Genomic DNA, 14064 nt, shown 5'->3' with positions numbered 1-14064 from the left:
CCGCGCCGCCTACCGTGGAAGCGTGACCGAGACCAAGACCAGAAGCCCTGAGCTCCGGGCCGCAGCGGGAGCGGTGGCCGGCCTGCGGCAGGACCTGATCCGTAACGCGTTCGCCTACTGCCCGCTGCCGCCCATGCGGACCGACGGGCCGGTGACCCGGCGGCTGCCGGAGCGGCTCCGGGCCCGTGCCCGGTGGACCCCGCACGCGATGGTGCTGGGCGCCGCGCTGATCGCGTTCATGCAGGGTTTCGCCAGCACCGGCAACGCCGGCGTCCTGCTGTCCGGGCTGCTGCCGGCCGCCTGCATCGCGATGACGCTGATCAGGCCGGTCGGGGCGTTCTGGATGTCGATGGCGCTGGCCCCGGCGTCCGCGCTCTTCGGTGGCGTGGACGGGCCGTGGGGGCCGAGTGCCTTCTTCGCCCACCTGGTCGTGATGAACGTCGTCGCGGTCCGGACCAGGCCGCGCACCGCCGCCTGGATGTGGGGACTGACCCTGCTGCTCGGCATGCTCCTGGAGAACGTCGCCGGCTGGGACACCTCGTCGAACACCGCCGCCATGGCCGTGTCCTCCGCGTTCGCCCTGCTCCTCGTGAGCCTGGTCCAGATCCGCCGGGAAGCGGAGCGCGAGGTCACCGTGCAGCGCACCGTCACCGCCGTCGAACGCGACCGGCGCACACTGCTGGAGGAGCGCACCACCATCGCCCGCGAACTGCACGACGTGGTCGCCCACCACATGTCGGTCGTCGCGATCCAGGCCGAGGCCGCCCCGTACCGGGTGGAGAATCCGCCGCCCGAGCTGGAGCAGGCCTTCCGCACGATCCGGGAGAACGCCGTCGCGGCGCTCACCGAACTGCGCCGGGTGCTCGGCGTCGTACGGACCGAGGGCTACGAGGTGCCGGACGCGCCGCAGCCCACCCTGGCCGAGCTGGACGGCCTCCTCGCCAATGTCGGCGAGGCGGGCCTGACGGCGGAGAAGGCGGTGACCGGCGCGGTGCGTGAACTGCCGCAGGGCGTCGAGCTGTCGGCGTACCGGATCATTCAGGAGGCCCTCAGCAACACCCTGCGGCACGCGCCGGGTGCCACCGCGAAGGTCGAGATCGGCTATGTGCTCGGCGGGCTCGGACTGCGCGTCGTCAACGGCCCGCCGACCGGCCCGGTGAAACCCTCGCCGGGAGCCGGGCACGGCATAACCGGGATGCGGGAGCGGGTCGGGATGCTGAACGGTGAGATGACCGCGGAGACGACCGCCGACGGCGGCTACGAGGTCACCGCGTTCATCCCCGTCCAGCAGGCCCCCTCCGACGCCCCCGTGGAGCAGGCATGACGACCGCGGGGACAGACGCGCCGATCCGGGTACTGATCGTCGACGACCAGATGATGGTCCGCGAGGGATTCTCGGTACTGCTCAACGCGATGCCGGGCATCGAGGTCGCCGGCGAGGCGGTGAACGGCCGCGAGGCCGTCTCGCAGGTCGCGGCCCTCCGCCCCGACGTGGTGCTGATGGACATCCGGATGCCGGAGCTCAACGGCATCGAGGCGACCCGCGAGATCGTCGCCGCCGACGGAGACGCCAAGGTGCTGGTGCTGACCACCTTCGACCTCGACGAGTACGTCTACCAGGCGCTGCGCGCCGGTGCCTCCGGCTTTCTCCTCAAGGACGCCTCGGCCCGGCAACTTGCCGACGGCGTACGGGTGGTGGCCTCCGGCGAGGCGCTGCTCGCCCCCACCGTCACCAAGCGGCTGATCAACGAGTTCTCCAAGCTCGCGGCGGCCCCGCGCCCGCCCGCACTGGCCCGGATCGGCGACCTCACCGAGCGCGAGACGGAGGTGCTCGTCCTCATCGCCCAGGGCCTGTCGAACGCGGAGATCGCCTCGCACCTGGTGGTCGCCGAGTCCACCATCAAGACCCATGTGAGCCGCATTCTGGTCAAGCTCGGCCTGCGCGACCGCACCCAGGCGGCCGTCTTCGCGTACGAGGCCCGGCTGGTCACACCGTCCTGACGGGCCCGCCGGGTGGCGGGCGGCCTTACGGCCTGACCCACGACGGGCAGCGGCGCCCGGGGCCTCCGCCTCGGACCCGAAGGCCCCGGGCGCCGCTCCTTCGCCCGCTGACAATCGCGGGTCAGGCCGTTAGCGTCGGTTCATGAACCAGCCCACGCCCGCCGCCTCCGGCTCCGCCGCCCTCTTCGACCCGTGGTCGGCGGCGTTCGTCGCCGATCCGTACCCCGCCTACGCCGAGCTGCGTGCCACCGGCCGGGCGCACTACTTCGAGCCCACCGACCAGTGGCTCGTCCCGCACCACGCCGATGTGTCCGCGCTGCTGCGTGACCGCCGGCTGGGCCGGACGTATCTGCACCGGTTCACGCACGAGGAGTTCGGCCGGACCCCTCCGCCGGCCGAGCACGAGCCGTTCGAGACGCTCAACGGGCAGGGGATGCTGGATCTGGAGCCGCCGGACCACACGCGGATCCGGCGGCTGGTCTCCAAGGCGTTCACCCCGCGTACCGTCGAGCGGCTCGCCCCGACCGTGCACCGGCTGGCCGCCGGGCTCGTCGACGACTTCGTCGCGCAGGGCGGCGGTGATCTGCTCACGGCGGTGGCCGAGCCGCTGCCCGTCGCCGTGATCGCCGAGATGCTCGGCATCCCGGAGTCCGACCGGGCGCCGCTGCGGCCCTGGTCGGCGGCGATCTGCGGGATGTACGAGCTGAACCCGTCCGAGGAGACCGCCCGCGCCGCCGTCCGCGCCTCGGTCGACTTCTCCACGTATCTGCGCGAGCTGATCGCCGAGCGGCGCGGGAACCCCGGCACGGATCTGATCTCCGCGCTCATCGCCGCCCACGACGAGGGCGAGCGGCTCACCGAGCAGGAAATGATCTCCACCTGTGTGCTGCTGCTGAACGCGGGGCACGAGGCGACCGTCAACACCACCGTGAACGGCTGGTGGACCCTGCTGCGCAACCCCGGGCAACTGGCCGCGCTGCGGGCCGATCACGGGCTGCTGCCGTCCGCGATCGAGGAGCTGATGCGGTACGACACCCCGCTCCAGATGTTCGAGCGCTGGGTGCTCGACGACATCGAGATCGGCGGCACGGTCATTCCGCGCGGTTCCGAGGTGGCCCTGCTCTTCGGCTCGGCCAACCGCGACCCGGCGCGCTTCCCCGACCCGGACACGCTGGACCTCGCCCGGCAGGAGAACCCGCACATCACCTTCGGCGCGGGCATTCACTTCTGTCTGGGCGCCCCGCTGGCCCGGGTGGAACTGGCCGCCTCCTTCGGTGAACTGCTGCGCCGGGCGCCGGACATGCGGCTGGTCGCGGAGCCGGAGTGGAACCCGGGGTACGTGATCCGGGGCGTGAAGGAGCTGCGCGTCGAGCTGTGAGCGGCGGGGGCGGCCGGGTGCCGGGGTGTCCGTGTGCGCGGGTGTCCGGGTGCCCGCCGTCCCCCCTGCGGGCCCAAGCCGGGTCCTCAGCAGCTGGGCCCGCAGGGGGACGGCGGGCCTTCGAGCACCTGGAACGTCACCCCGAGGACGGCCAGGGCCGCGAGGAGCGCCGCGAGCCCGAGGGCCCGCCGCCACTTTCCCCGTACGAGGTACAGGGCGCCCAGCGCGGCCGCGGCGCCGCCGAGGGTCATGACCGGCAGGCCCTGCCAGAGCACGTTCCACTCGGCCTCGCCCTCGAAGCCGCCGAGGATGCCGCGCCGTGCGTAGGGCGCCCAGACGAGCATCCCGGCGGCGGCCCCGGCCCCTGCCACGGCGCATCCGGCGGCTCCGGTGAGGGCCTCCCGCCGACTGCCCCTCCCGGTGTCCGCCCCGGTGTCTGTCCCGGTGTCCGTACCGATGTCCATACCGGGAGTGACGCCCGCCGGATGCCCGCGGGTTGCGGGCCGCCCCGGCTCAGTTCAGCATGTCCCGCCGCCGCAGCGCCGCCAGACCGCCGGCCGTCAGCGCCACCGCGAGCGCGGTGAGCAGCGCCACCGGACCCCACTCCATCCCCGCCCCCGGCAGCTTCGGCAGGTGCGTGAACGGCGACAGGTCCATCACCGGCTGCGGCAGATCCAGGGCCGGGCCTATCCAGCCCAGCGCCAGGCAGATCCCCACCACTCCCCAGGCCGCGGCGGCGGCCCTCGGCAGTGCCCCGTACAGCAGGACCGTCACCCCGCCCAGCAGCCAGACGGCCGGCAGCTGCACCAGCGAGGCGCCGAGCACGGCGGGCAGTTCGTGCCCGTATCCGGCGGCGAGGCCGAGGCCGCCGGCCGCCATGATCAGGCCCGCGCCGCCGAAGGCGATGATCAGATGGCCGGCCGCCCAGCCGATCCGGCCGACTCCGCCCGCCAGCACCGGTTCGGCCAGCCCGGCGGTCTCCTCGCCGTACGGCCTCAGCACGGAGGAGACGATGTACAGCGCCGCCACCGTGCCCAGCACGGAGACCATCGAGGCGAGGAACGCGTCGGTCAGACCGGCCTGTCCGCCCATCCGCTCGAAGATCTCCCTGGTCTTCTCGTTGTCCCCGACGAGATCGGCCGCTCCGCCGGTCAGCCCGCCGAAGACGACACCGACCGCGGCGAACGACACCGTCCAGCCCAGCAGCGCACCGCGCTGGAGCCGCACGGCGAGCCCGAACGCGGTGGAGATCCGGCCCCGGGCGGGCCCCGGCCGGGTCGCCAGGAAGCTCATGCCGACATCGCGCCGCCCGGCCAGCGCGTACGCCGCGGCGCACTGCACCGCCACGGCGCCGGCGATCACCAGGAGCACCCACCACCGCTCGTCCGCGTACGGCCGGACGTTCTCCGCCCAGCCGACGGGGGAGAGCCAGGTGAACACGGACGAGCCGTCGTCCACCGCGGAGTCGCCCGCCGCCTTCAGGACGAACGCGGCGCCGATCACCGCGGCCGTCAGCCCCTTCGCGAGCCGGGCGCTCTCGGTGAACTGGGCGGCGATCGCGGCGGTGCAGGCGAACAGCACCCCGACCCCGGCGACGGCCGACGCGATTGCCACCGCCCCGGCTCCGCCCGCCCCGGACCCGGTCATTCCGGCCACGATCACCAGGCCCAGCGCGGCATTGGCGATCACCGCGGCGAGCAGTGCCGCGGTCAGCGGGGCGCGGCGCCCGACCATGGCGGAGGAGAGCATCTCCTGACGGCCGGTCTCCTCTTCCTCGCGGGTGTGCCGCACGACGACGACCAGGCTCATCACCGCGGCGAGCGCGGAGCCGAAGGCGATCATCCGCCAGCTGACGAGCCCGCCCACGGAGTCGCCGAACACCGGCCCGTACATCGCCCGCAGGGAGCTGTTGCCGTTCATCGACGCGGCGAGCTCGGCGCGTTGGGCGTCCGTCCCGTAGAGCGAGGAGATGGACTTCGCGACGGAGGAGAACGAGCCGCCGAGCACGATCACCCAGAGCGGCATGATGACGCGGTCGCGCCGCAGGGCGAGTCTCAGCAGGGTCCAGGTGCCCGCGAGCTGTCCCGTCCCGGCCCCGGTCCGGCGGCCGGTGCCGGCCGGCGCGGTCATGGTCACGGCAGTCATCGCGCCGCCACCTCCGCCACCGGGCCGGTGTCCGCCGCGTAGTGCCGCAGGAAGAGCTCCTCCAGCGTGGGCGGGGTGCTGCTCAGTGACCGGACCCCGGACGCGGTGAGCGATCTGAGGACGGCGTCCAGCTTGTCCGTGTCGACCTGGAGCGTGACCCGGCGCCCCTGGATGTCGAGATCGTGCACCCCGGGCAGTCCCGCCAGCCCGCTGGGCTCGCCGGCCAGCTCGGCGCTGATGTTGGTGCGCGTCAGATGGCGCATGCCGGCCAGCGAGCCGGTCTCCACCGTCCGCCCCTGGCGGATGATGCTGACCCGGTCGCAGAGCGACTCGACCTCGCTGAGGATGTGGCTGGAGAGCAGGATCGTCCGCCCGCGGTCGCGCTCCTCCACGACGCAGCGCTGGAAGACCTCCTCCATCAACGGGTCGAGCCCGCTGGTCGGTTCGTCCAGGATCAGCAGATCCACCTCGGAGGCGAACGCGGCGACCAGGGCCACCTTCTGCCGGTTGCCCTTGGAGTACGTACGCCCCTTCTTGGTCGGGTCGAGCTCGAACCGCTCCACCAGGTCGGCGCGGCGGGTGTCGTCCAGGCCGCCGCGCAGCCGCCCGTACAGATCGATCACCTCGCCGCCGGAGAGGTTGCGCCACAGCGTGACGTCACCGGGGACGTACGCCACGCGCCGGTGCAGTTCCACCGCGTCGTGCCAGGGGTCGCGGCCGAGCAGCTGGGCCGCGCCGGCGTCGGCCCGCAGCAGGCCGAGCAGGACCCGGATGGTGGTGGACTTCCCGGACCCGTTGGGCCCGAGGAAGCCGTGGACCTCACCGGACTCGACGGCCAGGTCGAGCCCGTCCAGTGCGTGCGTCCGGCCGAACGACTTGTGCAGTCCGGCCACGGTGATTGCCTTCGTCATGATTTTGAACGTACGCTACTTTCACAAACTTGTGAAGTTAAGGAAACGTATAAACTCCGAAAGGGTGACGGGGCCGGTGATCAGCCGGGGGCGCAGAGGAGACGATGGGGCGATGAGCAGCGAATCCGGAGAGAACGCACGGGAGCGGCAGGACACGGGCGCGGCGCCCGGGGAGCGGGACGCGGAGGCGGTCTCGCGCTTCGTCGAGCGGTTCGCGTCCGAGATGACGGAGGCGGGGATGCAGCGGATGGCGTCCCGCGTCTTCGCCGCCCTGCTCGCCGACGACGACGCCTCGATGACCTCGGCCGAGCTCGCCCTGGCGCTTCGGATCAGCCCGGCCGCCGTGTCCGGCGCGGTGAACTACCTCACCCAGGTCAGCATGATCGGCCGCGAGCGCGAACCGGGCTCGCGCCGCGACCGCTACCGCCTGCACAACGAGATCTGGTACACCACCTTCGCCAGCCGCGACCGGGTGCTCACCCGGTGGGAGCAGACCCTCAAGGACGGCGCGCGCACGCTCGGCGAGCACACCCCGGCCGGTGCCCGGATCGCCGAGACGGCGGCGTTCTTCGAGTTCCTCCAGTCCGAGCTGGAGAGCCTGATGGGCCGCTGGGAAGAGCACCGCAAGACCCTCGACCTGCCGACGGCCGACGGGCGCGCGGGCGCCTGACGGCCCCGCGGCGCGGCCCGCCGGCTACGCGTCCGCCACCGGCAGCATCAGCCCCCACGCGCCTGCCCGCACCGTCCAGGTCCGCGTCCTCACGGGCCCGCCGACCTGTATGTCCGCGCGGTAGCGGAAGTCGGGGCCCGAGACCGTGACGGCCTTGGCCTCCGTGGTGACCGGGACGCCTTCCGGCGGGTGGATCGTCACCTCGGCGAGGCCGTCGCCGCACCCCGAGGTCACCGTCACCGATTCGACCGGGCGGTCCAGATCGTTCAGCAGGACACCGTCCGCCTCGATCCGCAGCCGGTGCGTGCGCAGCGGGGCGGGCAGGGCCGAGGGTGCCGGGTGCACCAGGGTCCGGACCAGCGAGCGGCAGGTGTCCCAGACCGCGGTGACGCCCGAGTGGGCGGCCTCCGTGCCCGGTGCGCTGCTCTGGGCCGGGATGCGCAGAGCGCCCAGGACCACGCCGTCGCTGTCGTCGACCAGCAGGTCGAGCCGTCGCACCACGCCGTCGAGCGCGGTGCGGGCGGCCGCCACCGCACTCGTCGGCACGCCGAGTGAACGGGCGAGTTCCAGCGCCGCCGCGGCGCCGACCGGGATCAGCGAGAGGGCGCTCCCGGCCGGTTCCCGCTCCCGGTGCAGCTGGGCCACCGCCCGCCTCAGCGCCCGGTCGTCCCCGACCACCACCGGCCGTCGGCCGCCCCTGCGGGAGAGGGCCCGGGCGAACTCCTCGGGCCCGTCCGGGAGGCAGATCTTGGCGTGCGAGCCGGCGCTCAGCACGTCCTTGGCGATCCGGACGGACTCGCCGTCCGTCCGGCGGGCGACCGGATCGATCACCACCAGCAGATGGGGCGCACCGTTACCGGGGGGCTGGGCAGCCGACACCTCGGTCCTTCCTCGGGTAGCATCTTGGTGCAAGAGCCCCTTGCGCTATTGCGCCAGGGGCTTGGTCTATTCCGGGGCACCCGGTTCGACGGTTCAGGCCTTGTCGTACAACGTCGTACGGCATGTACGACGTTTACGTACGCCCCCTGACCTTGGACATGCCCCGCCCGGAAGGGGTGTACGCCTGTGCCCGCACTTGTGCTGCTCGGTGCTCAGTGGGGTGACGAGGGCAAGGGGAAGGCCACCGACCTCCTCGGTGGATCCGTGGACTATGTGGTGCGATACCAAGGCGGCAACAATGCCGGCCACACGGTGGTCGTCGGCGACCAGAAGTACGCACTGCATCTCCTCCCCTCCGGAATCCTGTCGCCGGGGTGTACCCCGGTCATCGGAAACGGTGTCGTGGTCGACCCGGCCGTCCTGCTCTCCGAGCTGAGTGGGCTGAACGACCGCGGCGTGGACACGTCCAAGCTGCTGATCAGCGGTAATGCTCATTTGATCACCCCGTACAACGTCACCGTCGACAAGGTGACGGAACGGTTCCTCGGCAAGCGGAAGATCGGCACGACCGGGCGCGGTATCGGCCCGACGTACGCCGACAAGATCAACCGGGTCGGCATCCGCGTCCAGGACCTCTACGACGAGTCGATCCTGGAGCAGAAGGTCGAGGCGGCCCTGGAGCAGAAGAACCAGCTGCTGGCCAAGGTCTTCAACCGGCGCGCGATCGAGGCCGGCAAGGTCGTCGAGGACATGCTCCAGTACGCGGAGCAGATCAAGCCCTTCGTCGCCGACACTACGCTGATCCTGAACGACGCCATCGACGCGGGCAAGGTCGTCCTCTTCGAGGGCGGTCAGGGCACGCTGCTCGACGTCGACCACGGCACGTATCCCTTCGTCACCTCGTCGAACCCGACCGCGGGCGGCGCCTGCACCGGTTCCGGCGTGGGCCCGACGAAGATCAGCCGGGTCATCGGCATCCTCAAGGCCTATACGACGCGTGTCGGCGCCGGTCCGTTCCCGACGGAGCTGCTCGACGAGGACGGCGAGGCGCTGCGCAGGATCGGTGGCGAGCGCGGTGTCACCACCGGCCGTGACCGCCGCTGCGGCTGGTTCGACGCCCCGATCGCGCGGTACGCGACCCGGGTCAACGGCCTGACCGACTTCTTCCTCACCAAGCTCGACGTCCTCACCGGCTGGGAGCAGATCCCGGTGTGCGTGGCGTACGAGATCGACGGCAAGCGCGTCGAGGAGCTCCCGTACAACCAGACGGACTTCCACCACGCGAAGCCGATCTACGAGATGCTGCCGGGCTGGTCCGAGGACATCACCAAGGCGAAGACCTTCGCCGACCTGCCGAAGAACGCGCAGGGTTACGTGAAGGCGCTGGAGGAGATGTCCGGCGCCCCGATCTCCGCGATCGGTGTCGGCCCCGGCCGGACCGAGACGATCGAGATCAACTCGTTCCTGTAGGGAACAACGTGAGGGCGGCCGACGGGGAGGACGCGTCGGCCGCCCTCACGTATCCGCACGGCGGGGCGGGCGGGTTGACTAGGGTGGCTATGCCAGTCCACACCTGATCAATCGCATGGCGAGAAGGGGACGGTTCATGCCGGTCAGGAAGCCGTCCACGGAGCGGCAGCGACGTCTCGGTGCCGAGCTGCGCAGGATGCGCGAGCACATCGGCATGACGATCAACGAGGCCGCTAAGCTCCATCGGACCGATCGCACCACGGTCAGCAATACCGAGTCCGCCCGCTCCGGTGTCAGTGGCGACCGAGTGAGGGTCTGGGCGAGCAACTACTCCTGCCCGGACCCCCGATACGTCGACGCGCTTGAGGCCATGGCCCGGGAGCGCGGGGCCAACTGGTGGGACAAGTTCCGGGACACGGTGCCCTCGTACATGTTGGATCTTGTCGAGCTTGAGCACCATGCCGTGGCGCTGCGGCATGTGCAGATCACGCACCTGCCCGGTCTGTTGCAGCACGAGGACTACGCCCGCGCCGTTTTCGGTGAAGCGGTTCCGCCGCTGACCTCGGAAGCGATGGATCTGCAGGTTGATTTCAGGATGCACCGCCGGGTACTGCTCGACCGGCCTGATCCACCGGAGTGTTCGTTTCTCCTCCACGAAGCCGCCCTGCGCATGCTGTTCGGCGACCGCGCGGTGGTCCGGAAGCAGCTGGAGGAGCTGTTGGCGTACTCCGAGCGCGATGCGGTGACGGTGCGCGTGGTGCCCTTCACCGCAGGCGGGTTTCCCAGTGCGGGGAGTTCGACGATGTACGCGAGGGGGCCGGTCAGGCAACTGGACACCGTCCAGATCGACGTACCGAACGGCATCACCTTCCTGGATGCCGAGACCCATCTGGTGAACTACCGTGCTGTGTTGGATCGGATGGAGACGCGCTCGCTCGAACCGACGCATTCGCGCGACTTCATTCGCACAGTGCTTCACGAGCGATGAAAGCTTGGGGATCGTGGAAATTCAGTGGCGCAAGTCCTCCTACTCGGAGCAGTCGGGGAACTGCCTGGAACTGGCTGTGGTCGAGGGCGCGGTTCTCGTCAGGGAGAGCGACGACCCCGCAGCCGTGGTGCGGACCACGCCGGAAAAGCTCCGGGCGTTCCTGGCGGGCGCCAAGGCCGGGGAGTTCGACGACTTCGCATAGGCGGGTCACCGGCCTACAGGCATATGCCACTTCACTCGGTACGCACAACATGTTGTGTGAAGCCTCATGTTGGCCGTACGGTGGGTGATGTTGGCTAACACGGCGTAATGGGCCGTGTCGGCGGACGCAAAGTGCCCCGGCGGTGTCCTACCACCCCGGGGCATGACTAACGCCTCAAAGGAGCGTCAGCATGTTCCATCGTATCCGCACGCGCCTCTCGCGCGTCCTGCGCGTCCGGCCCGTCGTGCTTCCGCAGCCTCAACCCCCGTACGTGCAGAGCGTCCTGCGCCTCGCGCCCCGTACGCGTCCCGCGGTCATCGATCCCGAACGCCGCCTGCGGCGTACCGTCATGCGGCTCGTGCTGGACGGTCTCGTGGTGGCGACGGCGAAGGGGACGGTCTGATGGGTGCCCGGGGAGAGGTACGGGTCAGCCGGGTGCCCAGTAAGCCCGTGCGGCGGGAGGCGGACGGGTCGCTGTTCATCGACCTCTGGCTGCGCCGGGGCGGGGCCTTCGAGGAGGACGCCGCGTTGCGGCTGACGCCCGCCGAGGCCGAGATGCTGCACGCGCAGCTCTGCTACGCGCTCGACGACGAAACGGCCGAGCTCGGCGGTCCGGTCGCGGAGCGTCCCGACTGCCGCAGGGACGTGCTCAGCACGCGTCGTACGCTCTGACGGCCGGGAAGCCCGTCCGCCCTCACTCCTCCCCGCAGATCCGCAGCCCCTGTGGCGTCGCGCACGGCAGGTGGCCGTGGGTGCGGACGACGTCCTGGCCGATGCCCCGGCTGAGGTAGGCCAGGAAGCTGGAGGCCAGCGAGTCGGCGGGCGGGCTGCCGTAGGTGTACGCGTACTCGATCTCCCGGTACGGGTAGCTGCTGCTGCCGATCGTGTCGACGGACGGGGTGTCGCCGTCGATGGCGATCTGGTGCGCCCCGGCGGGCTTGGTGCCGGAGCGCAGTTCGCTGTAGCCGATCGCTCCGCCCAGCCGGCCCACCTCGGCCAGGACCTGTTCGGTGGAGTCGAGTTCGCAGCGGATGACGGGGGCCCGCGGGTCGTCCTTCGTCGTGCAGTCGCGGGAGGACTGGGCGGGCTCGTTGCGGCCCAGGACGCGGCGCTGGAAGACCTCGCGGGTACCGGAGTTGGCGTCCCGGCTGACCAGCAGTACGGGCAGGTCCGGGCCGCCCAGCTGCTGCCAGTCGCGGATGTCGCCCCGGTAGATCCGGCGGACGTCGTCGCCGGTCAGGTTCTTCAGCGGGACCCGGTCGTTGACGACGAGGCGGAAGAGCGAGACGGCGACGCGGTTCTCGCGCAGTTGCGGGAAGCCACTCGGCTTGGGCCCGTCGGAGAAGGCCACCAGGGCGGGCGACCCGGACTTCCCCGGCCCGGCGCCCCGGTCGGCCAGTTCGCGTATCCCCGCCGTGCTGCCGTGCGCGTCCACGGTGACGGCGGCCCCCTCGCACGCCTCGCCGTACTTCGCCGCCAGCTCCCGCAGGACCGGTGCGAAGGCGGTGGAGCCGGTCAGGGTCAGCTCGCCGCGAGCGCAGCCGATGGGCGGCGGGGTGTCGTCCCGCACCAGGATGATGGCGGCCAGCGTGACGACGCAGACGGTCAGCGCGACGGTGATGAACCGGGCGGCCCGGCCGAACAGCGGGGGCTTCTCGTCGGGGCGGGCCGCCTTGTTCGGCGTCACCTCGCCGTCCCGGATGCCGCCGGTGACCCGGATCGGGGAGCCCACCCGGGAACCGGTCAGCAGGACCAGCAGCTTGAAGTGCTCGCCCCGGTTGAGCGGCACGCGCGGCAGCCGGATCAGGGAGCCGCTCTCGCGCAGCCCGGCGGACGGGGTGAAGTGGTCCATGAGGTGGTCGGCGCCGGGAGAGTGGGTGACCGCGATGCCGCGGACCCGGCGTTCGGTGAACTCGACGACCAGGCCGTGCAGTTGTTCGTCCGGCCCGGTGTAGTCGCCGCGGGCGATGGACTGCGATCCGTCGTTCTCGACGCGCAGCAGGACGAGCGTGGCGTCGGACATGTCCGGGGTCTCGTCGAAGAGCCCGAGCCGGACGTTGGCCCGGCCCTGACCGGCGTCGCTGCCGATCGGGGTGTCCATCTGCACCCGGTAGCCGATGCGTTTGCGCCGCGGCACCCGGCGCTCGTACCAGAGCACGCCGACGGAGGCGAGGACGCCCAGTACGGCGGTCGCCACGGCCACGACGTTCTCGGCGCTGAGCCACTCCACGCTGCGGGGCTCCTGTCTGTCGGACGCCTGCACGGGTTCGGGTGCGCGTCACCGTAGGAGGCCCGGGGGGCCGGCGGGTGGCCGATGTGTGGCCAACACACGTCCACAGGGCAGCGATTGGTCCGCGCCTTGACAGGTCCAGACCAATCGGGGTTGGGTGTCAGGATGCCCGGACGGCCCGTCCGTCGAGTTCTGCGGCGCGCAATGCCCTGTCCTGTCGAAGTCCTGTCGAAGTCCTGCCGAGTTCTGCCGAAGTCCCGTCGAAGGAGTGAGCAGTGCTGAACCGAATCAAGGGCGTCCTGACCGTCCTGAGTGCCGTCATCGCGACGGCGGCCTTCCTCCCCACCGCGGCCACCGCGGCGCCCGCCGCCACCACGGAGCGGTGCGCGCCGCTCTGGAGCTCCTCGACCGCCTACACGGCCGGCGGCACCGCCTCGCACCACGGCCGTAACTGGACGGCCAAGTGGTGGACGCGGAACGAGAACCCGGGCGCCACCACCGTCTGGCAGGACGGCGGTGCCTGTACGGGTGGGGTCTCCGACTTCGCCATCAGCGAGGCGGAGTTCGACCGGATCTTCCCGGACCGCGACCCCTTCTATACGTACCAGGGGCTGATCGACGCCCTGCACGCCTACCCGCGCTTCGCGAACACCGGGACCGAGGCGATGCGGAGCCGGGAGGCGGCGGCGTTCCTGACGCACGCCGACTTCGAGTCGGTGGGTCTCCAGTACGTGAAGGAGATCAACGAGGCCAACTACTGGATCAAGTGCGACTACAGCCGGCCCTTCGGCTGCCCGGCCGGCCAGTCCGCGTACTACGGCCGCGGCCCGATCATGTTCAGCTGGAACTTCAACTACAAGGCCGCCGGTGACGCGCTCGGCCTCGACCTGCTGAACGACCCGTGGCAGGTCGAGCGGGATCCGTCGGTCGCCTGGCAGACCGCGCTCTGGTACTGGAACACCCAGAACGGCCCCGGCACCATGACCTCGCACGAGGCCATGGTCGGCGGCGCCGGGTTCGGTGAGACGATCCGCTCGCTCAACGGCGCGCTGGAGTGCGACGGCGGCAACCCCGACTCGGTGCGGGCGCGGGTCGCCACGTACGAGCAGATCACCGGCATCGTCGGTACGAACCCGGGCTCCGGGCTCACCTGCTGACGGTGCGGCCGTCGCATGTGCACGGGATGCGGG

15 protein-coding genes are annotated in these 14064 nt (G+C 71.3%); 10 read left to right on the top strand and 5 right to left on the bottom strand.

Features of this window, described 5'->3' with window-relative positions; all coding sequences use genetic code 11:
• Positions 1–22 precede the first annotated feature (22 nt).
• The 3 genes from ACIQM0_RS27100 to ACIQM0_RS27090 all read left to right on the top strand — a co-directional run bounded on the left by ACIQM0_RS27100 (position 23) and on the right by ACIQM0_RS27090 (position 3379).
• Positions 23–1324 carry a sensor histidine kinase gene (locus ACIQM0_RS27100; protein ID WP_401291274.1) on the top strand — a complete coding sequence of 434 codons (1302 nt, stop codon included), beginning with the start codon at positions 23–25 and terminating at the stop codon, positions 1322–1324.
• Positions 1321–2001 (top strand): response regulator, encoded by a 681-nt coding sequence (locus ACIQM0_RS27095; RefSeq protein WP_401291272.1) that lies wholly within the window; start codon positions 1321–1323, stop codon positions 1999–2001. The genes ACIQM0_RS27100 and ACIQM0_RS27095 overlap by 4 nt, the downstream gene beginning before the upstream one ends.
• A gap of 142 nt (positions 2002–2143) precedes the next feature.
• A complete protein-coding gene (locus tag ACIQM0_RS27090; protein WP_401291269.1) occupies positions 2144–3379 on the top strand; it encodes a cytochrome P450 in 1236 nt (411 codons plus the stop codon).
• 86 nt (positions 3380–3465) lie between these two features.
• Here ACIQM0_RS27090 and ACIQM0_RS27085 read toward each other — a convergent pair whose 3' ends face one another.
• Genes ACIQM0_RS27085 through ACIQM0_RS27075 form a run of 3 tightly spaced genes read right to left on the bottom strand, consistent with a single transcriptional unit; the run spans position 3466 to position 6435 of the window.
• Positions 3466–3843: a hypothetical protein gene (locus tag ACIQM0_RS27085; RefSeq protein WP_401291267.1), complete on the bottom strand. Its 378-nt coding sequence runs from the start codon at positions 3841–3843 to the stop codon at positions 3466–3468.
• Positions 3844–3892: 49 nt separating this feature from the next.
• The gene (locus ACIQM0_RS27080; RefSeq protein WP_401291265.1) at positions 3893–5524 is read right to left on the bottom strand and encodes an ABC transporter permease; all 1632 of its coding nucleotides are present in this window, start codon (positions 5522–5524) and stop codon (positions 3893–3895) included.
• Positions 5521–6435, bottom strand: a complete 915-nt coding sequence (locus ACIQM0_RS27075) for an ATP-binding cassette domain-containing protein (RefSeq protein ID WP_401291262.1) — start codon at positions 6433–6435, stop codon at positions 5521–5523. Before ACIQM0_RS27075 ends, ACIQM0_RS27080 begins: the two co-directional genes overlap by 4 nt.
• Before the next feature lie 112 nt (positions 6436–6547).
• On the opposite strand from ACIQM0_RS27075, the gene ACIQM0_RS27070 reads away from it, so the two are divergent.
• Positions 6548–7105 carry a GbsR/MarR family transcriptional regulator gene (locus tag ACIQM0_RS27070; RefSeq protein ID WP_401291259.1) on the top strand — a complete coding sequence of 186 codons (558 nt, stop codon included), beginning with the start codon at positions 6548–6550 and terminating at the stop codon, positions 7103–7105.
• A gap of 24 nt (positions 7106–7129) precedes the next feature.
• Here ACIQM0_RS27070 and ACIQM0_RS27065 read toward each other — a convergent pair whose 3' ends face one another.
• Positions 7130–7984: a diacylglycerol kinase gene (locus ACIQM0_RS27065; protein ID WP_401291256.1), complete on the bottom strand. Its 855-nt coding sequence runs from the start codon at positions 7982–7984 to the stop codon at positions 7130–7132.
• 186 nt (positions 7985–8170) lie between these two features.
• On the opposite strand from ACIQM0_RS27065, the gene ACIQM0_RS27060 reads away from it, so the two are divergent.
• The 5 genes from ACIQM0_RS27060 (at position 8171) to ACIQM0_RS27040 (ending at position 11316) form a co-directional block, all read left to right on the top strand.
• Positions 8171–9454 carry an adenylosuccinate synthase gene (locus tag ACIQM0_RS27060; protein WP_363021281.1) on the top strand — a complete coding sequence of 428 codons (1284 nt, stop codon included), beginning with the start codon at positions 8171–8173 and terminating at the stop codon, positions 9452–9454.
• 136 nt (positions 9455–9590) lie between these two features.
• Positions 9591–10442, top strand: a complete 852-nt coding sequence (locus tag ACIQM0_RS27055) for a Scr1 family TA system antitoxin-like transcriptional regulator (protein ID WP_401291253.1) — start codon at positions 9591–9593, stop codon at positions 10440–10442.
• A gap of 13 nt (positions 10443–10455) precedes the next feature.
• On the top strand, positions 10456–10644 hold the full coding sequence (locus ACIQM0_RS27050) for a DUF397 domain-containing protein (protein ID WP_327337718.1): 189 nt from the start codon (positions 10456–10458) through the stop codon (positions 10642–10644).
• Between the two features lie 190 nt (positions 10645–10834).
• Positions 10835–11047 (top strand): hypothetical protein, encoded by a 213-nt coding sequence (locus ACIQM0_RS27045; RefSeq protein ID WP_401291249.1) that lies wholly within the window; start codon positions 10835–10837, stop codon positions 11045–11047.
• A complete protein-coding gene (locus ACIQM0_RS27040) occupies positions 11047–11316 on the top strand; it encodes a hypothetical protein (RefSeq protein ID WP_328866479.1) in 270 nt (89 codons plus the stop codon). Before ACIQM0_RS27045 ends, ACIQM0_RS27040 begins: the two co-directional genes overlap by 1 nt.
• Before the next feature lie 22 nt (positions 11317–11338).
• Here the strand turns inward: ACIQM0_RS27040 and ACIQM0_RS27035 are convergent, their stop codons facing one another.
• On the bottom strand, positions 11339–12874 hold the full coding sequence (locus ACIQM0_RS27035) for a substrate-binding domain-containing protein (RefSeq protein WP_401291247.1): 1536 nt from the start codon (positions 12872–12874) through the stop codon (positions 11339–11341).
• Between the two features lie 275 nt (positions 12875–13149).
• On the opposite strand from ACIQM0_RS27035, the gene ACIQM0_RS27030 reads away from it, so the two are divergent.
• Positions 13150–14031: a glycoside hydrolase family 19 protein gene (locus tag ACIQM0_RS27030; RefSeq protein WP_401291245.1), complete on the top strand. Its 882-nt coding sequence runs from the start codon at positions 13150–13152 to the stop codon at positions 14029–14031.
• Positions 14032–14064 lie beyond the last annotated feature (33 nt).

The organism is Streptomyces sp. NPDC091387, from assembly GCF_044756945.1.
Classification (GTDB): Bacteria; Actinomycetota; Actinomycetes; order Streptomycetales; family Streptomycetaceae; genus Streptomyces.
Note: the sequence above shows the minus strand (reverse complement) of the source record. Positions and strands in the feature narration are given on the sequence as shown.